The organism is Streptomyces sp. N35, assembly GCF_016464295.1.
Lineage (GTDB): Bacteria > Actinomycetota > Actinomycetes > Streptomycetales > Streptomycetaceae > Streptomyces.
The window spans coordinates 155,715-177,282 of sequence record NZ_JAEIMH010000003.1; the positions used below are offsets into that span (position 1 = coordinate 155,715).

At 71.1% G+C, this 21,568-nt stretch carries 18 protein-coding genes, 1 pseudogene and 1 riboswitch; of the genes and pseudogenes, 10 read left to right on the forward strand and 9 right to left on the reverse strand.

Features of this window, described 5'->3' with window-relative positions; translation table 11 throughout:
• Positions 1–5 precede the first annotated feature (5 nt).
• Together JAO81_RS02545 and JAO81_RS02550 are read right to left on the reverse strand one after the other, a co-directional pair.
• On the reverse strand, positions 6–1,568 hold the full coding sequence (locus tag JAO81_RS02545; protein WP_199546058.1) for an arabinogalactan endo-1,4-beta-galactosidase: 1,563 nt from the start codon (positions 1,566–1,568) through the stop codon (positions 6–8).
• A gap of 241 nt (positions 1,569–1,809) precedes the next feature.
• The gene (locus JAO81_RS02550; protein ID WP_199546059.1) at positions 1,810–3,855 is read right to left on the reverse strand and encodes a beta-galactosidase; all 2,046 of its coding nucleotides are present in this window, start codon (positions 3,853–3,855) and stop codon (positions 1,810–1,812) included.
• A 284-nt stretch (positions 3,856–4,139) separates the two neighbouring features.
• Between JAO81_RS02550 and JAO81_RS02555 the strand changes: the two genes are divergently transcribed.
• From JAO81_RS02555 to JAO81_RS02570, 4 genes are read left to right on the forward strand one after another with little or no spacing between them, the layout of a single operon-like run.
• Positions 4,140–5,471: an ABC transporter substrate-binding protein gene (locus JAO81_RS02555; RefSeq protein ID WP_199546060.1), complete on the forward strand. Its 1,332-nt coding sequence runs from the start codon at positions 4,140–4,142 to the stop codon at positions 5,469–5,471.
• Positions 5,468–6,391, forward strand: a complete 924-nt coding sequence (locus JAO81_RS02560; RefSeq protein WP_199546061.1) for a carbohydrate ABC transporter permease — start codon at positions 5,468–5,470, stop codon at positions 6,389–6,391. The genes JAO81_RS02555 and JAO81_RS02560 overlap by 4 nt, the downstream gene beginning before the upstream one ends.
• Positions 6,388–7,293: a carbohydrate ABC transporter permease gene (locus JAO81_RS02565; RefSeq protein WP_199546062.1), complete on the forward strand. Its 906-nt coding sequence runs from the start codon at positions 6,388–6,390 to the stop codon at positions 7,291–7,293. Before JAO81_RS02560 ends, JAO81_RS02565 begins: the two co-directional genes overlap by 4 nt.
• Positions 7,290–8,321 (forward strand): LacI family DNA-binding transcriptional regulator, encoded by a 1,032-nt coding sequence (locus JAO81_RS02570; RefSeq protein WP_199546063.1) that lies wholly within the window; start codon positions 7,290–7,292, stop codon positions 8,319–8,321. Before JAO81_RS02565 ends, JAO81_RS02570 begins: the two co-directional genes overlap by 4 nt.
• A 109-nt stretch (positions 8,322–8,430) precedes the next feature.
• Here JAO81_RS02570 and JAO81_RS02575 read toward each other — a convergent pair whose 3' ends face one another.
• Positions 8,431–9,615 carry an MBL fold metallo-hydrolase gene (locus JAO81_RS02575; protein WP_307813113.1) on the reverse strand — a complete coding sequence of 395 codons (1,185 nt, stop codon included), beginning with the start codon at positions 9,613–9,615 and terminating at the stop codon, positions 8,431–8,433.
• A 449-nt stretch (positions 9,616–10,064) separates the two neighbouring features.
• Between JAO81_RS02575 and JAO81_RS42150 the strand changes: the two genes are divergently transcribed.
• The 4 genes from JAO81_RS42150 (at position 10,065) to JAO81_RS02590 (ending at position 13,380) form a co-directional block, all read left to right on the forward strand.
• Entirely contained in the window at positions 10,065–10,532 is a 468-nt protein-coding gene (locus JAO81_RS42150) for a hypothetical protein (RefSeq protein ID WP_233414826.1), read from the forward strand.
• A 166-nt stretch (positions 10,533–10,698) separates the two neighbouring features.
• Positions 10,699–11,469, forward strand: a complete 771-nt coding sequence (locus JAO81_RS02580) for a pentapeptide repeat-containing protein (RefSeq protein WP_233414848.1) — start codon at positions 10,699–10,701, stop codon at positions 11,467–11,469.
• 65 nt (positions 11,470–11,534) lie between these two features.
• On the forward strand, positions 11,535–12,716 hold the full coding sequence (locus JAO81_RS02585; RefSeq protein WP_199546066.1) for a glutamate dehydrogenase: 1,182 nt from the start codon (positions 11,535–11,537) through the stop codon (positions 12,714–12,716).
• 43 nt (positions 12,717–12,759) lie between these two features.
• Entirely contained in the window at positions 12,760–13,380 is a 621-nt protein-coding gene (locus tag JAO81_RS02590; protein WP_307813114.1) for a TetR/AcrR family transcriptional regulator, read from the forward strand.
• Positions 13,381–13,479: 99 nt separating this feature from the next.
• Here JAO81_RS02590 and JAO81_RS02595 read toward each other — a convergent pair whose 3' ends face one another.
• Positions 13,480–14,244: an SIMPL domain-containing protein gene (locus JAO81_RS02595; RefSeq protein ID WP_199546067.1), complete on the reverse strand. Its 765-nt coding sequence runs from the start codon at positions 14,242–14,244 to the stop codon at positions 13,480–13,482.
• A 346-nt stretch (positions 14,245–14,590) separates the two neighbouring features.
• Between JAO81_RS02595 and JAO81_RS02600 the strand changes: the two genes are divergently transcribed.
• Complete coding sequence (locus JAO81_RS02600; protein WP_199546068.1) at positions 14,591–15,019, forward strand: STAS domain-containing protein; 429 nt, start codon at positions 14,591–14,593, stop codon at positions 15,017–15,019.
• Between the two features lie 11 nt (positions 15,020–15,030).
• Here JAO81_RS02600 and JAO81_RS02605 read toward each other — a convergent pair whose 3' ends face one another.
• From JAO81_RS02605 to JAO81_RS02615, 3 genes and pseudogenes are all read right to left on the reverse strand, one after another.
• Positions 15,031–15,855 carry an SGNH/GDSL hydrolase family protein gene (locus JAO81_RS02605; protein WP_199546069.1) on the reverse strand — a complete coding sequence of 275 codons (825 nt, stop codon included), beginning with the start codon at positions 15,853–15,855 and terminating at the stop codon, positions 15,031–15,033.
• A gap of 182 nt (positions 15,856–16,037) precedes the next feature.
• Positions 16,038–16,952, reverse strand: a pseudogene (locus JAO81_RS02610) (peptidoglycan DD-metalloendopeptidase family protein); the annotation flags it as partial.
• Between the two features lie 3 nt (positions 16,953–16,955).
• Positions 16,956–17,120: riboswitch (cyclic di-AMP (ydaO/yuaA leader) on the reverse strand.
• A 275-nt stretch (positions 17,121–17,395) separates the two neighbouring features.
• Positions 17,396–19,486, reverse strand: coding sequence for an alpha-galactosidase (locus JAO81_RS02615; protein WP_199546071.1), 2,091 nt, complete (start codon positions 19,484–19,486; stop codon positions 17,396–17,398).
• A 249-nt stretch (positions 19,487–19,735) separates the two neighbouring features.
• Between JAO81_RS02615 and JAO81_RS02620 the strand changes: the two genes are divergently transcribed.
• Entirely contained in the window at positions 19,736–20,533 is a 798-nt protein-coding gene (locus JAO81_RS02620) for a tyrosine-protein phosphatase (RefSeq protein WP_199546072.1), read from the forward strand.
• Between the two features lie 74 nt (positions 20,534–20,607).
• Here the strand turns inward: JAO81_RS02620 and JAO81_RS43900 are convergent, their stop codons facing one another.
• Together JAO81_RS43900 and JAO81_RS02630 are read right to left on the reverse strand one after the other, a co-directional pair.
• Positions 20,608–20,856: a DUF6126 family protein gene (locus JAO81_RS43900; RefSeq protein WP_233414827.1), complete on the reverse strand. Its 249-nt coding sequence runs from the start codon at positions 20,854–20,856 to the stop codon at positions 20,608–20,610.
• Positions 20,853–21,536, reverse strand: a complete 684-nt coding sequence (locus JAO81_RS02630) for a helix-turn-helix domain-containing protein (protein ID WP_199546073.1) — start codon at positions 21,534–21,536, stop codon at positions 20,853–20,855. Before JAO81_RS02630 ends, JAO81_RS43900 begins: the two co-directional genes overlap by 4 nt.
• Positions 21,537–21,568 lie beyond the last annotated feature (32 nt).

The following is a 21,568-nucleotide window of genomic DNA, read 5'->3' on the forward strand; positions in this document are numbered from 1 at the left end:
GTGCCCTAGCGGTGCTTGAACCACTGCATGGCCGGCAGCGGGCGGTCCCCGTATCCGAACAGCGCCTGGTTCTCCCAGGCGTTCCCGGTGGACGGATCGGCCGGATCCCAGCCGTTGCCCGCGACCGCCGTCCAGGTGGCGTCCCACCAGAAGACGCCGAGTCCGCGGCCTCCGGGTACGGCCTCGACGACATTGAGCACATCACGGAACCAGGCGGACTGCCCCGCCTCGGTCGCCGGATACCCGGGGACCAGTTCGTCGCTCCGGTCGATCACGTTCTCCCAGCCGTCATCGCTGTCGAGCCGGAAGGGGTACGCGGTCTCGGCGACGTACAGCGGCTTCTTGTACCGGGACGCCAGGTCGTCGAGGTTGGCCTGCAGATCGGACAGGTCGCCGTGCCAGTAGCCGTAGAAGGACAGGCCGATGACGTCGAAGGGCACGCCCTGGGCGACGGCGTTGTCGAACCACCAGCGGTAGAGCGCGTTGTCGCCGCCGTGCGCGAGGTGCAGCGCGACGAGCGTGGTCGGCGAGACGGCTTTCGCGGCCTGCGCACCTGACGTCAAAAGGCCTGCCGTCTGGGACCAGTTGGACGTGTTGCCCTCCGGCCAGAGCAGCCCGGTGTTGATCTCGTTGCCGATCTGCACCATGTCGGCGGTGGTGCCCTGCGCCTTGAGGGCGTTGAGGACGTCGTACGTGTGCTGGTACACGTCGTCGCGGAGCCGGCTGTACGAGTGGCCGGCCCAGGCGGCCGGCGGGGACTGCACCCCGGGGTCGGCCCAGGTGTCGGAGTAATGGAAGTCGACAAGGAGCTTCATGCCCTGGGCCTTGACGCGCTTGGCCTGGGTGAGGACACGGGCCTTGTTGTTGTAGCCGTCCGCCGGGTTCAGCCAGACGCGCAGGCGCGCGTAGTTCATGCCTGCGGACTTCAGGGTGGCGAGCGCGTCGGTCGCCGTGCCCGCGCCGTTGCGGTAGACGCCCGCATAGTCCTCGTTCTTCTTGAGGGAGGAGATGTCGGCGCCCTTCACCGGCACGGCGGTGGAGCCGGGCGTCAAGGCGAAGTCGTCGAAGTTCGCCCACTGGCCCGCGGCAGCGTCCGAGGTGAGGCTGACGGTGCAGGCGCCGCCGGTGACCTTGACCGAGGTGACCAGGCGTATCCACGCGCCGTTCGGCGTCGGCGGCAGATCGGTGCGCTGCTCGGAACTCCCGCAGTTCTTCAGGGAGATGTACGCGGAGTTCTGCCCGCCGCTGGAGCGGACCCAGCCGCTGAGCGTGTGGTTCCCGTCGGCGAGGCCGGTGAGGTACTGGTACGTCTCGACCTTGTACGCGGAGGCGGAGTAGTGGCTGAGGCGGTGGCTGCCGCCGTGTCCGCCGGCCTCGGAGAACGAGGCGGCGGTCGTGCCGTACTCGGACCAGCCGCTCGGTGCCGCGCTGCCGGCACCGTCGGCTTCGAAGCCGGTGTTGGCGAGGGTGCTCGCGGCCTGGGCGGGTGAGGCGGGCAGGGTGGACAGGGCAGCCAGGGCGAGAGCGGCAGCGAGGGTCCAAGTGGTGCGTCTGAGGGGGAACTTCATCGTCGTCCCTTCGACATGGGGGGGGTGGAAGAACCAGCCCCCGCGGCACGCCCCAACGCGATCCCGGCCGGGGGTGGGGGGGCCGGGGGGGGGGGCCCGTGCCGGGGCTCGGCGCCGGCGATCAGGCGCATCCGGCAGCGGCCCGTACCGGGGGTACGCACCGGCGATCAGACGCATCCGGCAGCGGGGCGACGAGGGCGCAGGGCGGCTGGGGCCCATCCACCCATCCACAAGACAGGCGTTAGCCGTCGAGGCGTACGACCCGCACCGCACCCGCGGGCACGGTGAGCCGTCCCGAGGCGCGGTCGACCGTGAGCAGTTCCGTGCCCGCGTCCGGCAGCGGGATCTTGACGTCCGCACCGGTGTGGTTGATCGCGAACAGGTACTCTCCGGCGGCCCCGCTGCGGCGTACCACCTCGACGTCGCGCGGGAGTTCGTCGCGCGGCTCGATCCCGGCGTCCGCGCAGGCGGGGGCGAGGATCGCGGCCAGGGCTTCGGCATCCAGACGGGTGGACACGTACCAGGCGGTGCCTTCGCCGAGGCGGTGGCGGGTGACGGCCGGGCGGCCCGCGGCGAGTCCGTCCGTATACGACCAGACGGTCTCGGCGCCGCGCTCGACCACGAACTCGGTCCACACGTCACCGGTGAGTGCGGCGCCGTCCGGTCCGGCGAGCGTGACCTGCTGCCCCTTCAGGAGCGGCGAATGCTCCTCGACCGTGAGGCCGAGTACATCGCGCAGAACACCCGGGTAGGGACCGGGGTGGACGCCGTCGGACTCGTCGACGATGCCGGAGAAGTACGAGACGACCAGCGTGCCGCCACCCTCCACGTACGCGCGGAGGTTGCGCCCGGCCGCCTCGGTGGCGAGATAGAGCGCGGGCACGACGACAAGGGGATAGGCCGACAAGTCGGCTTCCGGGTGGGCGAAGTCGACCGTCAGGTGCTGGTCGTAGAGCGCCTCGTAGAAGGTGTCGGCGCGTTCGCGTGCGTCGTGGTCCTCGCTGGGGCGCCACTCCAGGGACTGCGCCCACCAGGAGTGCCAGTCCCACAGGACCGCCACGTCGGCGACGGTACGGGTGCCGCGGATCTCCGCCAACGCACCGACGTCCGCGCCCAGTTCGACGACCTCGCGCCAGACCCGCGAATCGGTGCCGGCGTGCGTCAGCATCGCCGAATGGAACTTCTCGGCGCCGCGCCGCGACTGGCGCCACTGGAAGAACATCGCGCCCTCGGAGCCGCGCGCCACATGCGAGAGCGAGTTGCGCGCCATCTCACCCGGGGCCTTCGCGGGGTTACGGGGCTGCCAGTTGACGCCGCTGGTGGCGTGCTCCAGAAGCAGCCAGGGCGCACCGCCCGCGACGGAACGGGTGAGGTCGGCGGCCATGGCGAGGTTGACGTGGGTGCGCCGGCCGTCGGTGATCAGGTAATGGTCGTTGGTGACCAGGTCGACCTCGCGGCCCCAGGCCCAGTAGTCGAGGGAGTCGCACTGACTGAGCGCGGTCATGAAGTTGGTGGTCACGGGCACACCCGGGGACAGCCGGTGCAGGATGTCCCGCTCGGTACGGAAGTTCTCGCGCATCATCGCGTCGGCGAAGCGCCGGTAGTCGAGCGCCTGGGCGGGGTTGCCCACGGTGGGTGTGGTGCGCGGCGGGTTGATCTCGTCGAAGCTCCCGTAACGCTGACTCCAAAAGGCCGTCCCCCAGGCCTCGTTGACGGCTTCGAGCGAGCCATGCCGCTCGCGCAGCCACAGCCGGAAGGCGGCCGCGCAGGTGTCGCAGTAGCAGGCGGAGACCGGGACGCCGTACTCGTTGTGGACGTGCCAAAGGGCGAGCGCGGGGTGGTCGGCGTAGCGGGTGGCGAGCGCGGTCGCGATACGGGAGATGGCCTCGCGGTACGCCGGACTGCTGTGGCAGATCGCGCCGCGTGAGCCGAACGCGTAGCGCACTCCGTCGGCCGTGACCGGCAGCGCTTCGGGGTGGGCGCGGTAGAACCAGGCGGGCGGCGCCATGGTGGGCGTGCCCAGGTCCACGCGGATGCCGCTGTCGTGCAGCAGATCCAGGACGCGGTCGAGCCAGCCGAACTCATAGGCGCCTTCGGCGGGTTCGAGCAGCGCCCACGAGAAGATCCCGACGCTCACCATCGTGACGCCGGCCTCGCGCATCAGACCGACGTCCTCGGCCCAGACGCTTTCCGGCCACTGCTCGGGGTTGTAGTCACCGCCGAAGGCCAGGCGCGTCAGGTCTACGGGAGCCGCATCCGGCTCGCCTGCGCGGGTGGTGTCCGCCATGAATCTTCTCCCGGGCTTCGATCTACTGGGAACGTGCACACATTGGCTCAGCCAGCGTGCCCGCACACAATTGCAGCCTCGCAGACCATTGACAAGTGTCCTAGGTGTTTCTCTACTGTGAACGCTCACAGAGACATGGTGAGCCCCGGAAGCACGACCGGTGGCTCGAGGCCACCCTCCGTCCGCACTGCCGATCGGCACGTTCCGCCCACGCCAACGCGTGGCCGGAAGCCGACAGAACGGGCCGGATTCAGGCCGTCATTCAGGTCAGGGAGAAGAGATCCATGCCGAACACCCCTCACGGGCGTCTGCTCCGCTGGAGCGCCACCGCCGTTTCGGTCGCCCTCGGCGCGACCGCCCTCACCGCCTGCGGCTCGTCCGACGGCGACGACAGCGGGACCGCCTCGGGCCCCGCCTCGCTCACGTACTGGACGTGGACGCCCGGCATGGACAAGGTCGTGGACCTCTGGAACGAGGGGCCGGGCAAGAAGCAGCAGATCAAGGTCACGGTGAAGAAGCAGGCGTCCGGCGACACGCTGGTCACCAAGATCCTCACGGCGCACAAGGCGGGCAAGGCACCGGACCTGGTGCAGGCCGAGTACCAGGCGCTGCCCACTCTCGGCAGCAATGACGCGCTCGCGGACATATCCGGCGAAGTCGACGGTATCAAGGGCAAGTTCGCGGACGGCGTCTGGCAGCAGACCACGCTCGGCTCGGACGCGGTGTACGCGGTGCCGCAGGACTCCGGGCCGATGATGTTCTACTACCGCGAGGACCTCTTCAAGCAGTACGGCCTCGAGGTCCCGGCCACCTGGGACGAGTTCGCCGAGACCGCCCGCGCCCTGAAGAAGAAGGCGCCGGACAAGGCACTCACCACGTTCTCCGCCAATGACTCGGGCCTCTTCGCGGGCCTCGCCCAGCAGGCCGGCGCCAAGTGGTGGACCACCGAGGGCGAGAAGTGGAAGGTCGGTATCGACGACGCGGCGACCCGTAAGGTCGCCGACTTCTGGGGCGGTCTCGTCGAGGAAGGCGCGATCGACAACCAGCCGATGTACACCCCGGCCTGGAACAAGGCGCTCAACACCGGCAAGCAGATCGCCTGGGTCAGCGCCGTATGGGCGCCGGGCACCCTGACCACCGCCGCGCCCGACACCAAGGAGAAGTGGGCGATGGCCCCGCTCCCCCAGTGGAACAAGGGTGAGCAGTCCACCGGCAGCTGGGGCGGCTCGTCCACCGCGGTGACCACCGACTCCAAGCATCAGGCGTCCGCGGCGAAGTTCGCCGCGTGGCTGAACACCGACCCGAAGGCCCTGGCCGCACTCGCCAAGGAGGGCGGCATCTACCCGGCCGCCACCACCGCGCAGACCTCGGACGCGTTCGCCCAGCCGCCGGCGTTCTTCGCCAACCAGCCCGACTTCTACACCCGCGCCGCCGACATCGCGAAGACCACCGCGCCCTCCGCCTGGGGTCCGAACGTCAACGTCGCGTACACCTCCTTCAAGGACGCCTTCGCCAAGGCCGCCAAGGACAGGTCGGACTTCGCCGCCGCGCTGAGCACGATGCAGGACGCCACGGTCACCGACCTCGAGAAGCAGGGCTTCGAGGTCGCCGAGTGACACGCGCACGCCGGAGGCCGTACGGGGTGAAGGGCGCCCCGTACGCCTTCCTCCTGCCGGCCGTCGTCCTCTTCGCCCTGTTCTTCGCGCTCCCCATCGGGTACGCGGTCTGGCTGTCGCTGCACAGGATCGAGGTCAAGGGCCTCGGCCTCGGCAGCGGTGCCCGCGAGGAGGTGTGGGCGGGCCTGTCCCACTACGCCGACACCCTCACCGACTCCGAACTCCTCGACGGCGCCCTGCGCGTGCTCGGCTACGGCCTGATCGTCATTCCCGTGATGCTCGGCCTCGCGCTGCTCTTCGCGCTGATGCTGGACAGCGAACGGGTCCGGTTCACCCCGGTCACCCGGCTCGCGATCTTCCTGCCGTATGCGATCCCGGGGGTGGTGGCCGCGCTCCTGTGGGGCTTCCTCTATCTCCCGGACGTCAGCCCGCTCCACTACCTCCTCGACAGGGCGGGTCTGCCGCAGCCGGATCTCCTGGACGGCGGTCCGCTGTACATCGCGCTGTCGAACATCGCGGTCTGGGGCGGCACCGGCTTCAACATGATCGTGATCTACACCTCGCTCAAGGCGATCCCCGTCGAGGTGTACGAGGCGGCCAAGCTGGACGGCTGCAGCCCTCTGCAGATCGCCCTGAAGATCAAGATCCCGATGGTGGCGCCCTCGCTGGTGCTCACCTTCTTCTTCTCGATCATCGCGACGCTCCAGGTGTTCAGCGAACCCACCACGCTGCGCCCCCTCACCAACTCCCTGTCCACCACCTGGAGTCCGCTGATGAAGGTCTACCAGGACGCCTTCGGCAAGGGCGACATCCACGCGGCGGCCGCGACCGCCGTCGTGATCGCCCTGGTCACCCTGGTCCTGTCCTTCGGTTTCCTGCGCCTCGCGAACTCCCGCACCAAGCAGGAGGAAGCCCGATGAGCTCCCTCGCCGTACGCAAGACGGTGCCCGCCGCGGGCACCACGCCCGGCACGGCCCAAGGGCCGCCGCCGCGCCCCCGTATCGCCCTGATCCCGACGCTCACGCTGGTCGTCGGGGCGCTGTACTGCCTGCTGCCGGTGGCGTGGGTGGCGATCGCGGCGACCAAGTCGGGCACCGAACTGTTCTCCACGTTCACCTTCCTGCCGGGCACCGGATTCGCCGACAACGTCGCCGAGTTGAGCGCGTACCGCGACGGCGTGTACTGGACCTGGATGGGCAACTCCGCGCTCTACGCGGGCCTCGGCGCCCTGCTGTCCACCGCGGTCTCCGCGGTCAGCGGCTACGCGCTCGCGATCTACCGCTTCCGCGGCCGCGAGACGGTGTTCGGCGTGCTGATGGCCGGCGTCCTGATGCCGCCGGTGATCCTGGCCGTACCGCAGTATCTGCTGCTCGCCGAGGCCGACTTGACCGATTCGTACGCCTCGGTGCTGCTGCCGCTGATCCTCTCCCCGTACGGCGTGTACCTCGCGCGGATCTACGCGGCCGCCGCCGTGCCCTCCGATGTGGTGGAGGCGGGCCGGATGGACGGGGCGGGCGAACTGCGGATCTTCACGCGGATCGCGCTGCCGATGATGGTGCCGGGTCTGGTGACCGTGTTCCTGTTCCAGTTCGTCGCCGTCTGGAACAACTTCATGCTGCCGTACATCATGCTGAGCGACGACGAGAAGTTCCCGATCACGCTCGGTCTCTACACGCTGCTCGAACAGGGCGCCAACACCCCCGCCCTGTACACCCTCGTCATCACGGGCGCGCTGCTCGCGGTACTTCCCCTGATCGCCCTCTTCCTGGTCATCCAGCGCTTCTGGAGCCTCGATCTGCTGTCCGGAGCCGTAAAGTCGTGACCATGAGCAACGCGGGGGCCAGGCGCAAGGCGCCGACCATTCATGACGTCGCGCGCGAGGCCGGTGTCTCCCGGGGCACCGTCTCGCGGGTGCTCAACGGCGGGCACTATGCGTCACCGGCGGCGCGCGAGGCGGTCGAGGCGGCGATCAAGTCGACCGGCTATGTGGTCAACCGGCACGCCCGGTCGCTGATCACCGGCCGTTCGGACTCGGTGGGCTTTCTGCTCACCGAACCGCAGGAGCGCTTCTTCGAGGACCCCAACTTCAATGTCCTGCTTCGCGGTTGTACGCAGGCGCTCGCCGCGTACGACATTCCGCTGCTCCTGATGCTGGCGGGCACGCAGGACGAGCGCCGCCGCATCACGCGGTACATCACGGCCGGTCATGTCGACGGGGTGCTCCTGGTCTCCAGCCACTCCGGCGACCCGGTGGCCGAGGAGCTGCGCGCGGCCGGGGTGCCGCTGGTGGCCTGCGGAAAGCCCATCGGGCAGGCGTCCAAGGTGAGTTACGTGGCCGCCGACGACCGCGACGGTGCGCGCGACATGGTGCGCTTTCTGCACCAGTCGGGGCGCCGGCGCATCGCCACCGTCACCGGTCCGCTGGACACCCCGGGCGGGGTGGACCGGCTCGCCGGCTACCGGGAGGTCCTGGCCGAGCTGGGGATCGCCCCCGACGACCGGCTGATCGAGCACGGCGACTACAGCCGCGCCGGCGGCGAGGCGGCCGCCGAGCGGCTGCTCGCGGCGGCGCCGGATCTGGACGCGGTGTTCGTGGCCTCGGACCTGATGGCGCAGGGCGTACTGAGCGCGCTGCACAAGGCCGGCCGCAGGGTGCCCGAGGACGTGGCGATCGGCGGCTTCGACGACTCGCCCGCGGCCCTCGCCTCCTCCCCCGAGCTGACCACGATCCGCCAGCCGTGGGACCGGATCGCCAACGAGATGGTGCGGGTGCTGCTCGCCCAGATCGGGGGCGAGGATCCGTCGGCGGTGATACTGCCGACGGAGCTGATCGAGCGCCGCTCTACTTGAGCCATCGCGGGGCGGCATGAGCCATCGCGGGGCGACATGAGGATCGCGGGGCGGCATGAGAAGAGGGCGGGGGTCCTGGGCCCCCGCCCTCTTCTCGTACGGCCGGCTGCTAGCTCGCCGGCGTGACCACCGTGTCGGACTGCTTCCGTGACTGCTTCTCCAGCGGTACGACGGCATCGGCCATACCCGCGGCAGGCGCCGCCACTGTGCGCCACCAAGGCGCGGACGGCACCGGTCCGGCAGGCTCGAAGGGCAGACCGGGATAGGGCAGCGCGAGCTCGACGCCGGCCTTGTGCGCCCCGGAGAGGGTGCCCTCGCCGGGCTCCTCCCACGGGTGCGGGGCGAGGTTGAACGTGGCCCAGTGGATCGGCAGCAGCACCCCGTGCGCGCCGCCCTGCAGGTCGAGATGCGCCTGCACGCCCTCCTCGGGCGTCATGTGGATGTCCGGCCACCACTCCGAGTACGCGCCGATCTGGATCATCGTCACGTCGAAGGGGCCGTGCGCGCGGCCGATGTCGGCGAAGCCCGGGAAGTAGCCGGTGTCGCCGCTGTGGAAGACACGGTGCCGGTCCGAGGCCACGACCCACGAGGCCCACAGGGTGTGCTGGGTGTTGCGCAGCCCGCGGCCGCAGAAGTGCCGGGCCGGGGTGGCGGTCAGGGTGAGGCCGCCAACCTGCGCCGACTCGTTCCAGTCCAGCTCGCGCAGCCGGTCCGCGGGAACGCCCCAGCGCTCCAGGTGCGCACCGACGCCCAGCGGTACCGCGAACACCGTGTCCGTACCGGCCAGCGCCTGGATGGTGGGCAGATCGAGATGGTCGTAGTGATCGTGCGAGATCACCACGACGTCGACCGGGCCGAGCGCGGCGAGCGGCAGCGGCACCGGGTGCAGCCGCTTGGGTCCGGCGAACGAGAACGGCGAGCAGCGCTCGCCCCACACCGGGTCGAAGAGCACGCGGCGGCCGTCGATCTCGGCGAGCACGCTCGAATGCCCCATCCAGGTGATCCGCAGCCCGCTGGCCGGCGGCTTCGCCAGGTCGGCCAGCGTGGTCGGGTGCACGGGAATCGTGCCGGCGGGGGCGCGCCGTGCGCGCTGTTCCCTGTCGAAGTACGTCTTGGCGAACGCGGCCTTCGAGCCCTGGGGCCCGACCTTGGCGTCGACCGGGTTCCGGAAGGTGCCGTTCGCGAAGTTGGGCGAGCGTCGGATGCGCTCCATGCGCTCACCGGCCGGGTCCGCGCCGAACCCGAGAGGCCGGAGCGAGCGGAGAGACGAACTCAGGGAACGCGGCGCGGTCACGGCAGCTCCAGGGTGGGGGTCGCGGGGGCTTCAGTATGGGCGCGCGGGCGCACCGGCCCCTCGTGCACGAAGGGCGCAGCGCTGGTCGGCGTCATGCCCTGCTCAACGTGGAAGGGGGGCGCAAGATTCCGGGGACTGCGGCCCGTGCGGTACGCCACAGGGGTGACGGGCCCGGAATACGGGGGCCGCGGGGCGGCTGGGCGGAACCCGTGGGCCACGGCCCGGCATACCCACCGGCTGAACCACGGACCGGACCCGCCGGCGGCCACCGACCGGGCGGTGGACCACCGACCGGACCGACCACCGACCGAGCCGTGGACCACCGACCGGACCGACCACCGACCGAGCCGTGGACCACCGACCGGACCGACCACCAACCGAGCCGTGGACCACCGACCAGACCGGCCACCGGCCGAACGTATGACCGAGGCGCCCTAGAATGTCTCCCCATGACCGTCGGCCCCGCCCCACGCCCCGACCGGACGCGGACCGAGGCCCGCATCGCCGGTCTGCTCGGCGTACTCGGCCTGGGCACGGCCGTCTGGCTGGACACCTGGGCGGACGGGGAGGTCGCGCAGGTGGCCTTCGTGATCTGGGCCGCCGTCGGTATCGGTGTGTTCACGGCCGGGATCATCACGCAGTGCGGCCGGATCCGCCGAGAGCGGGGCAGGTCAACACGGGCGCCCGGCACCTCGCACAATGAGGGGATCGCGGCGCGCCCGGGGGCCGGCCCTCCGATCCCGGCGAGCACGCAGGACTCGGGGAGACAGCCCCTGGTGCCCGCCCCACGACAGGAGAACCCGCACGGTGTCACGGCAGCGCAGGAAGCCCACGCGTCAGGATCGCGAGCCGGGCGGCAGGCCCGCCCAGGCCGAGGGCGGGTCGGCGGCGCACAGGGGCCGGTCCACCGCCGGTGAGCGCGGTTCGGACCGTCGTACGCAAGGCCGCTCGGGCCCCGAGCAGCCGCCGGGCGGCACCGAACCCCGCCGCCCCACCGCCCCGGCCCGGCACCCCGCACCCGACCCGACCGGCCACTCCCCTCACTCCCCCGATCTCAGGGCCGACTGCGCCAACTGCTTCGCGCTGTGCTGCGTGGCCCTCCCCTTCGCCAAGTCCAGCGACTTCGCCCTGAACAAGGCGGCCGGTACCCCCTGCAAGAACCTCGAGCAGGACTACCGCTGCGGCATCCACACCGACCTGCGCGCCAAGGGCTTCACCGGCTGCACCGTCTTCGACTGCTTCGGCGCCGGGCAGAAGGTCAGCCAGGTGACCTTCGTCGGCGAGGACTGGCGCACCTCGAAGCAGGCCGCCCGGCAGATGTTCGCGGTCTTCCCGGTCGTCCGGCAGCTGCAGGAACTGCTCCGCCATCTCGCCGAGGCCCTCACACTCGAAGCCGCCCTCCCCATGCGCCGAGAGCTGCTCGCCTCGTACGAGGGGGTCGACGCCCTCACCCGCAAGGACGCCGACACGCTGCTCGCCGCCGATGTCCCGGCCGTACGGCACGAGGTCAACGCCCTGCTCCTGCGCGCCGGCGACCTCCACCGCGCAAAGGCACCCGGCAGGCCCCGCAACCACCGCGGCGCCGACCTGTTCGCCGCACGCTTCGCCAAGGCCGATCTGCGCGGCGCCAGCCTGCGCGGCGCGATGCTCGTCGCCGCCGACCTCAGGGGCGCCGACCTGCGCCGGGCGGACCTGATCGGCGCGGATCTGCGCGATGCGGACCTCTCGGGCGCGGACCTGCGCGACACGGTCTACCTCACCCAGTCCCAGCTGGACGCGGCCAAGGGCGACGCCCGGACCCAGCTGCCCGACGGGCTGCACCGCCCGTCGCACTGGGCGCCCGGCCAGCGTTGACATGTCCGCGGACGCCTCCCGATACTGAACGGCCGATCAGTAGCCGCTCCCCCCACGGAGGCACGATGCCCGACACGCCGCTGCTCACCCTCACCTGGACCGACCACGTCACCGGTCACCGAGGACACCTCGTCGTGGACCGGTTGGTGCGCGGGGTCAGCAGCGGGGGCCTGAGAATGCGCGCGGGCTGCACCCTCGAGGAAGTGGCCGGTCTGGCACGCGGGATGTCCATGAAGGAAGCCCTGCACTACCGGCCCGGCGCCCGGTACATCCCGCTCGGCGGCGCCAAGGGCGGCATCGACTGCGACCCGCGCTCCCCCGAGGCGCATGGCGTGCTCGTCCGCTATCTGCAGGCGATGCGCCCGTACGTGGAGAGCTTCTGGACCACGGGCGAGGACCTCGGCCTCACCCAGGACGTGGTCGACAAGGCGATGGCGGAGGCCGGTCTGGTCTCGTCGATCCAGGCCGTGTACCCGCTGCTCGACGACGAGACCGCGGCGCGGCAGCGGCTCGCGGACGCCTTCGCGCTGCGGGTGGACGGCATCGGTCTCGACGAGCTCGTCGGCGGCTGCGGCGTCGCCGAGTCCGCCCTCGCCGCCCTGGACCGCGCGGGCAGCCCGTACGCGGGGACCCGGGTCGCCGTGCAGGGACTCGGCACCATGGGCGGCGCGACGGCCCGCTTCCTCGACCGGGCCGGCCTGAAGGTGGTCGCGGTGGCCGACGTCCGGGGGACCCTCACCAACCCGGACGGTCTCGACGTCGAAGCGCTGCTCGCCGCGCGCGACGCGTACGGCGCCGTCGACCGCGCCGCCCTGCGCCCGGCCGACCGTCAACTGCCCGGCGACGCCTGGCTGTCGGTGGACGCGGACATCCTCGTCCCCGCCGCCGTGTCGTATGCGATCGACGAGCGCAATCAGGGACGGATCACGGCCCGCTGGATCGTCGAGGCGGCCAATATGCCGGTCCTGCCCGAGGCCGAGCGGCTGCTCGCCGAGCGCGGGATCACCGTGCTGCCCGATGTCGTGGTCAACTCCGGTACCAACGCCTGGTGGTGGTGGACGCTCTTCGGGGACATCGGCGCCGACGCCGACGAGGCGTTCGCGTACACCGGCCGAGCGCTGCGCGATCTGGTGGACGCGATCCTCGAACGGGCCGCGGCGGACGGCGTCTCCCCCCGCTCGGCCGCGCATGCGCTCGCCGGGGAGCGGCTGGCCGAGATCGCGCGGCGCTACGGCCACCACCGCTGACCCCGGGCCCGCCCGGGCCGGGATCGCCAACTAGGGTGAGCGCGTGGCAAGGGTCCGGTTGAGTGTGGAGGAGCGGCGCGAGGAACTGTTGCGCGCCGCCGTCGAGCAGATCGAGCAGCGCGGTGTCGCCGCTGTCCGGATCGCCGACGTGGCCGCCTCGCTCGGGGTCAGCAACGCCCTTGTCCTGTACCACTTCTCGACCAAGGAGAAGCTGGTCGCCGCGGCGTTCGCGTACGCCGCCGAGGGCGATCTCGCCCATCTGCACAAGCTCCTGGGCCGTCGCACCACGGCGCTGCGCCGGCTGCGCGCCGCGATCCGGTGGTACGCGCCGACCGGCAGCGCCAAGGGCTGGCGGCTGTGGATCGAGGGCTGGGCCGCGGGTCTGCGCGAGCCGGTGCTGCGCCAGGTGACACGGGACGTCGACCAGCAGTGGAAGTGCGCGCTCGCCGAGGTCATCGGCGAGGGGGTCGAGGCGGGCGAGTTCCGCTGCCCGGATCCGGCCGCGGCCGCGCTGCGTCTGACCGCGCTGCTCGACGGCCTCGCCGTGCAGAACACCGCATACGCCGCCGGCCCCTCCCGCACGACCATTCTGACCTGGGTGGACGAGGCACTGGCGCGTGAACTGGGCCTGGCCCGGGAGGCGTTGACACGGAACGCGCGCTGAGCGCGACGGCCCGGGGACACACGCGCGCTGAGCGCGACGGCCCGGGGGACATGCGAGTCCACCGGGCCGTACCGTCCGTTGCGATGCCGATCCGTTGGCTCAGCGCAGTTCGTACACCTCGGTCACCGTGACCCGGTCCTCGATCTCGCCGGGCGCGACCGGCACGCCTTCCTTGTCGAACTGCACCGCCGGAAGCGCCACCGGCCGCGGCATCCCGCTGTCGCCCTCGTTCACGGACACGAGACGCCCCAGCTTCATGCCGCTGAGCTCGGCGTACTGGGCGGCCTTGGCGTGTGCGTCCCTGTGCGCCGCCGTACGGGCCCGCTCGCGCAGCTTGCGGGTGTCGGCGACGTCGAAGGCCACCGAGTGGATCCGCCCCGCGTCGCCGGCGGCGTCCATGACCTTCTGCAGAACCGAGCCGGCCTTGTCGATGTCGCGGACGCGCACCGAGAAGACCTGTCCGGCCTGGTAGCCGGTGACCTTGCTGGCACCGTTCGGCTCGTGCTGGGTGACGGCCGAGACGTTGAGGCTCTCGGTGCGGACGTCCTTCTCCGCGATGCCCGCCTCGCGCACGGCGGCGAGCATCGCGTCGGCCGCCTTGTTCTGCGCGGCGAGCGCCTGCTGTGCGGTCTTCGCGGTGGTCTCGACGCCGATGTGCAGGATGGCGATGTCGGGCGCCGCCGTGGCCTGCCCGTCACCGGTCACGGTCACGAGGGCGGGCGCGGGGGCGGGAGCGCTGTGCGGTGCGGGGGCGGCCGGCTCCGCGGCGAGTGCGGGGACCGCGCCCGCCGTGAGCATGCCGCCCGCGAGGGCGGCTGCCGCCGCGGCGCGGGCGACGAGCGGGGACGGAGTGCGTACGGCCATGGGGTGAGGTCCTCCGGATCGGGGGTGCGGTGCGCCCGGGCGGGGCGGCCCGGGCGCGCGGACATCCCAGCACCGACAGCCCGCCGTGCCGGTACGCCACTCCCGGCGGAACCGCCCTGTCACCTCACCGGTCCAGCCGGCAAACACCCGCCCCGCACCCGCGAACGTCAAGCGGGGCCCCTCAAATTCACGCCATCGAGTGACAGCACTCCGGCGCACGACCCCGACTTCATGCACGGCGCTTAGATTCGGCGCCGGACACCCCGGCCCCCGGTGTCGCCCGAGCTGCGACAGCAGACGACCTGGGGGAAAGGTGTTTCCCGACGCTCAACAGTCCACGCCCCTGATGCGACGCGATGGCGAGCGGCTCACCGTGGAGCTGCACGGCGAGCTGGACGTGGCCATGGTCCTGGACATCGAGGACCCGCTGCTCCAGGAGCTTCGCCTGCCGACGGCCGAACTCGTCCTCGACATCCGCCTGTTGACCTTCGTCGACTGCAGCGGGATCGCCCTGATCGAACGGCTCCGGGCGCGCCTCGGCCTGACCGACGGCCGTATGGTCCTGATCTGCACGGACCCGTTCGTGCTGCGCATCCTCACGTACCTGGGCGTACCCGACTCCGTCCCGGTCCTCGCCAGCCCTCCGTACGACGCTTACCGGGCGCACCCGTCGGCCGACGGGGGGCCGCGGGGGGGGCGGCCGGCCGGGGGCCGCGGAGGGATCAGGGGAGCACAGGGGGGTCGGCCCGCAGGGGACCGCAAAGGGAGCAGCTGACCGCGAAGGGATCAGCCGACAGGCGCCTTCAAGGGCAGCAGATCCGGCCGCTTCGCCGACACATGGTCACCCGAGGACTCCCCCCTCAGCCGGCGCCCGATCCACGGCACCAGGTACTCCCGCGCCCACTGGATGTCGTCCCGGCGCACCGCGAGCGCGGTGCGCGGCGGCAGCTCGGGCCAGGCCTGGTCGGGGTCGGCGGGGATCTCCAGGCCGAGCACCTGGGCGGCCCGCAGCGCGACACGGGTGTGGCCCTCGGGCGACAGATGCAGCCGGTCGCCGTCCCAGGCGCGCCGGTCCTGCACCGAGCGCAGCGACCACAGATCGAGCACCGGGCACCCGTAGCGGTCGGCGATGGCCCGTACATGCGCGGTGTACGTGGCGATCTTTCCGCGCAGATGCCGGAGAACCGGCACGTCGCGGGTGTCGAAGCCGGTGGTCACGACGACCGTGCCGACGGCCGCCGTCAGATCGGCGACGGCCCGCTCGAAGCGTTCGGCGACATCGTCGGGGTCGGTGCCCGGGCGGATGATGTCGTTGCCGCCGGCGCAGAAGGAGACCAGTTCCGGCGCGAGCTCCTTGGCGCGCGGAACCTGGTCCTCGACGATCTGGTCGAGCAGCTTTCCGCGGACCGCCAGGTTGGCGTAGCGGAAGCTGTGCTCGGGGTGGCGGTCGGCGAGCAGCACGGCGAGCCGGTCCGCCCAGCCGACGAAGGCGCCATCGGGGCCAGGGTCTCCGACGCCTTCGGTGAAGCTGTCGCCGATGGCCACATAGGAGGCGAAAACCGCCGGGGTCACGGCGGTGAGGGCTGCGGGTGTCGTCGAATCGTCTGCCACGTCGGCATATTTTTCACCCCGGTACGTGACCTACGCCACCGTAGGTGCCTCTTGACGGCTGGTGAGATAGGACACTCGTAAAGTCTCGTCCAACCTGGAATACGCCTCAAAATCCCAAATGCCAGGTAGTCCGGGGCCCATGGGGCCCCGGCACCGGGCGGGGCCTCCGGGGGCCGGGGGGAGAGCGATACGCCGTACGAGCGCAGGTACGCGACGGGGTCCATGTCCGAGCCGTAGCCCGGGCCGGTGCGGACCTCGAAGTGCAGGTGCGGTCCGCTGGAGTTGCCGGTCGAGCCGACGAGGCCGATCTGCGTACCGCCCGCGACGCTCTGGCCGGTGGACACCGACAGCTGCGACATATGGGCGTACTGCGAGTAGCGGCCGTCGGCGTGCTGGATGACGACCTCGTTGCCGTACGAGCCGCTCCAGCCCGCGGAGACGACGGTGCCCTCGCCGATGGCCTTGACCGGGGTGCCCGAGGCGGCCGCGAAGTCGGTGCCGGTGTGGTAGCCGCTGGACCACATGGAGCCCGCGGTGCGGTACTGGGTGGAGACACCGGCGGCGACCGGGGCGGTGAAGCCGGAGGTGGTGGCGGCGGCCTGCTCGGCCTTGGGCGCGGGAGCCTCGGCGGCCGGTGCTTCGGCCGTCCCGGCAGTGCCGGCGTCGCTCCGCACGGAGGACTTCGAGGCGTCCGCCGGCGCCTCCTTCGCCGTGCCGGTGGCTCCGGCGGCGGCCTGTACCGCGGCTCCGATCTTGAGCTTCGCGCCGGGCACGATCAGGCGCGGGTCGTCGCCGATGACCTTCTTGTTCGCGGCGTACAGCGGCTTCCAGCCGCCCTCGATGCCGAGGTCGTCGGCTATCGCGGAGAGCGAGTCGCCGGTGACGACGGTGTAGGTCTTGTCGGCCGACTCGGCCTTCTTGACCGGCACGCTCTGCACCGGGGCACTGGCCACCGCCGCGGCCTGCGGCGTGGCGGCCTGGGCGCCGGTCGCACCGAGCAGCGGAAGGGCGAGGGCGGCGCCACCCGTGCCGGCGACGGCGAACGAGCGGGTGAGGCGGGCGGACTTGGGACGGCGGTGCTTACCCTTCGCGGGCATGGCGCATTCCTTCTCCGTCGCCTGCGAGGTGAGCTGTCGGGTTAGGACTGGAGATGTCCCGTCGCACCAGGCGACTTCACCCCAAGCCGCTCCGGTGGGACCGGAAACGGCGTCTTACCGTTGGGTCCCCCGCTCCTGCCGTGCACGGGTGTGGGGCGAATTCCGGTGGCGGCAGGATTGGGCGTCCACCGGGTTGTCGGTGACCGTAAGGGAGCGGTGAGGCGGAAAACAAACATCTCAATTCCCTTGGACCACACAGGAGCTGATCCATTCCGGGAATTACCGTCACCCTGCGTGGATAAACGATCTTTACCATCCGCATACCCAGCGGAATTCACCGACGGAGATCGCCACACACCGTCACGTATATGATCCCGCTCACGCCCGAAACGCCACCACCCTTTACTTCAGGGCCAGTTACCCCTTAGGTCCCGAATCGGGCATTAGGGGCGCACCCGACGGAACCGGTAGACACCGGCATCGAAGTCCCCTTTGAGGCCCGTGCGCAGTCCGTGGTGCAGCAGGACCGAGCCCCGGTACACCTCGTCCGTCCCGAGGAGTTCGTACGAGGCGTCGGCGGCGATCCCGTGCAGGCGCACCCGCGCCACGGGCTCTCCGTACCGCTGGGCCTGCAGCCACGCCAGGACGACGAGCTCGTCCCCGCGTACGTACTGCACCGCGCTCAGTCCGCCCCGCGGGGCGCGCAGCCGGTGCAGTTCGCCGAGCTGGACGGTGTCCCGGATCTCCTTGTAGAGCGAGACCCACGAGCGCGCCTCGTCGCGTTCCTGCCGTGTCCACTCGGCGAGGTCACCGCCGACTCCGAGCACCCCCGCCATCGCGCTCACGAAGCGGAAGCGCAGCGAGCTGACCCGTCCATTCAACTGCACGTTCGGGCTGTCGGTGACCCAGGCGGCCATGACCCGCGCCGGGTGGACGTGGGTGAATCCGTGCTGGATGTCGAGCCGGTCGAGGGGGTCGGTGTTGTCCGAGGTCCACACCTGGTCGGTGCGGCTCAGCACGCCCAGATCGATACGCCCGCCACCGCCCGAGCAGGATTCGAAGGCCACCCCGGGATGGGTCGCGCGCAGTCGGTCGAGCAGTCGGTAAAAGGCATGCACATGCTCATTCCAGAGCTTCTGCGGATAGGCCTCGCCCGGCCAGCCGGCATCGGTGAAACACCGGTTGAAGTCCCACTTCACATAGTCGATCGGCGCCGAGGAAAGCAGCGTGTGCAGCTGCTCCCACAGATACTCCTGGACGTCTTCGCGCGCCAGATTGAGCACCAGCTGGTTACGGAATTCGGTGCGTGTACGACCGGGATGGTGCTGCACCCAGTCGGGATGCGACCGGTACAGATCGCTGTCGGCGTTCACCATTTCCGGCTCGACCCAGATGCCGAACTGCATACCGAGTGCGTGCACTTCATCGGCCAGGGGCTTCAGACCGCCGGGGAAGCGATCCGGGTTGGGGGTCCAGTCGCCCAGCCCGGCCCGGTCGCTGACCCGCGCCCCGAACCAGGCGTCGTCCACGACGAACAGCTCCACGCCCATCTCGGCCGCGTGGCGGGCGAGTTCGAGCTGCTGCGGCGCGGAGATGTCGAAACCGGTCGCTTCCCAGGAGTTGAACAGCACGGGCCGCACCCGGTCCGCGTCAGGGATCACATGCTCCAGCTGATACGCGTGCCAGGCCCGGCTCACCCCGCCGAAGCCGCCGTCGCTCCAGAGCCCGGCGAACACCGGCGTACGCCAGGTGTGCCCGGGTTCGAGGAGCACCTGGCCCGAGTCGTCGTGTCCGGTGCCGCCGGTGAGCTGCACCAGGCCGCCGGGCAGCTTCTGCACGGCGATCCGCCAGGCGCCCGACCAGCCGAGCGCGCAGCTGTAGACCTCGCCGTGCTCCTCCCCCGCCCCGTCGGCGTCCAGCGCCACCCACGGCAGGTACTGATGCCCGGTATGCCCGCGCCGGCTGCCGATCACATGCTCCCCGTACGCGAGCGGCACCCGCTCGACCCGCGACTCGGCCGCCCAGCGGCCGTGCAGCTGGGTGAGCCGCCAGGCGTCGCGCTCGGGCAGCGTCCAGGCCGCCGAGTCGGCCCGCAGAATCTCGACCGCCGGCCCCTTGCCTTCATGAACGAGTTCGGCGTCGCGCTCGACGACATCGCCCCGCATCGCGTATCGCAGGGTGATGCGCAGCCCGTGCACGTCATCCGTGAAGCCGAGCTTCAGCACCCCGTCGTCCTGCGCGGCCTGCGCGAACCGCCATTCGGTGCCGCGTACTTGAGGAGTACGCACCGCCAGGGCGGGTCGCACGAACCGCGCCCCGCCCTCGACCGGGTACTCCTCGCGTCCGTCGAGCGGGGACTCGAACCCGCTTGCGGCAGGCTCGGGTTGGACCGCGAGCGCCTCGGCGTCGGCGAGGGCGATGCGTGGCCCCCAGTGCAGATGGAGCAGTTCGTCGCGCTCACTGAGCATCAGCGCATAGCTGCTCGTAGGGCCCGAGAGCAGCCAGATCCGTCCGTCTCCGCCGACCTCGATCATCGGGCCCCCACCATTCGTCACCACATTCCGACAGGTACGCGCAGGTGCGCACATCATCCGCGCTCGTCGCGCTCCGCCGCAATGGCCCGGCACCCGTCGTTCGCATGGAGTTCGCCCGTACCGACTGGCCAGAATGTGCGGGCGGGCGCAGATGATTGCCCCAGGAATCCATGTCGTATCGTCGAATGCGCGTGCACCTGTGCGCAGCCGTCGGCAGTCCTGCCGGCGACCACCGTGGGAGGAGCCCCCGTGACGCAGCAGATCCCGTCGACAGAGCCCGAACTCGCCGGGGTACGCAACTTCCGCGACGTGGGCGGACTGCCGACCACGGACGGCAGGCGGGTACGCCACGGTGTGCTGTTCCGCAGCGGTCATCTCGCCCATGCCACCGAGTCGGACGCCCAGTTCCTCGCCTCGCTCGGTCTGCACACGATCTTCGACTTCCGCAACGCGGCCGACCAGAGGCTCGAGGGCGCCGATGTCGAGGTGCCCGGGGTGCGCAATCTGAACCTGCCGCTGACGGACCCGGCGGACGGCGCCGAGTTCTGGCAGATGGTCCGCGACGGCCATGTCGACGAGCTCCGCAAGATCCTCGGCGACGGCAAGGCCGCGGCGCGGATGTCCACCACGTACCGCGTCATCGTCCGTGAGCGCACCGCCGATCACGCGCGAGTCCTCGCCGAGCTCGCCGAGGACAGCGTGCCGGCGCTGATGCACTGCGCCGCGGGCAAGGACCGCGCGGGCCTGTCGATCGCGGTGACGCTGCTCGCGATCGGCGTCGAGCGCGAGGCGATCATCACGGACTACCTGGAGTCCAACGCCAAGCACCGCCGCTACAAGGTGCGCCGCTCCAGCGACGCCCCCGAGGCCTGGTCGGCCGAGGTGATGGAGCTGCTCAGCCCGCTCTTCGACGCGCGCGCCGAATATCTGGAGGCGGCGTTCGACGAGATGGAGAAGCTCTGGGGCTCCGTCGAGCGCTATCTGGAGGAGGGCCTGGGTGCCACGGCCGAGGTCCGCGAGAAGCTGCGGTCGAAGCTGCTCGACTGATCTGCGGTACGTCCACGCAGTCTCGGAGGCCGGACCTACGGGTTCCGGCCTCCGACTGGTGGTTCCCGCTCCGACTACTGGTTCCGGCCTCCGAGCACGAACAGCAGATACACGAAGAACGCGAAGAAGTGCCCGGCGATCAGATACACGAACAGCCTGATCACCAGGCCGCGCGGAAACTTGTCCTCGATGAACCGGCGCGTGCCTCCCCGGGATTCGGGAGTCGCCCCGCCGCCGAATTCGTGTGCAGGCCCGCCACCGGATTCGTGTGCCGCCCCGCCACCCAGTTCGTGGGTCGTCCCCTCACCGGTTTCGGATGTCATCGCCGGACCTCTTTCGTGTGCGCGCCGAGGCAGAGCGCCTCGACCGGGCTCTGCAACAGGGTGTGGACGAAGAGGAGTTCGGCCCCTTCCGGGCCGTCGGCCGCGATGCGGTGCGGTGTGGCCGAGTCGAAGTGGGCGCTGTCTCCGGGCTCCAGGACGTACGCGGTGTCGGCGAGCCGTAGCCGCAGCCGGCCGGTGAGGACGTACAGCCACTCCTCGCCGGGGTGCACGCGCACGATGTCGCCCTGCGCGCCGTAAGGCACCTGGACGCGCAGCGCCTGCATTCCGCGCCCGGACGCACCGGCCTGGCGGTAGGTCCAGCCGCCGGCCACGCTCGGCTCCGCTTCGGCGGCCCGGAGCACGGACTGGCGCTCGGCGGGGGTCTCGCCGAGCAGCTCGGAGACCGTCGTACCGTAGACGCGTGCCAGCGTGAGCAGCATCGGCAGGGACGGCTGGCGGTGCCCGGTCTCGAGCCGGGACAGATGCGCGGGCGAAAGCCCGGCGGACGCGGCGGCCGCTTCGAGCGTGAGCGCCGCGCGGCGGCGCAGCGCCCGCAGCTGGGGCGCGACACCGAGCAGCGCGTCGGACTGCTGCGACGGCGCGGGGCCGGCAGTGGGCTGCTGCGGTGTCGCCGGGTCGGCAGTGGACTGCTGCGGTGTCGCCGGGTCGGCAGGACTCATACCGCCGATTCAGCCAGAACCTTGCCTCAGCG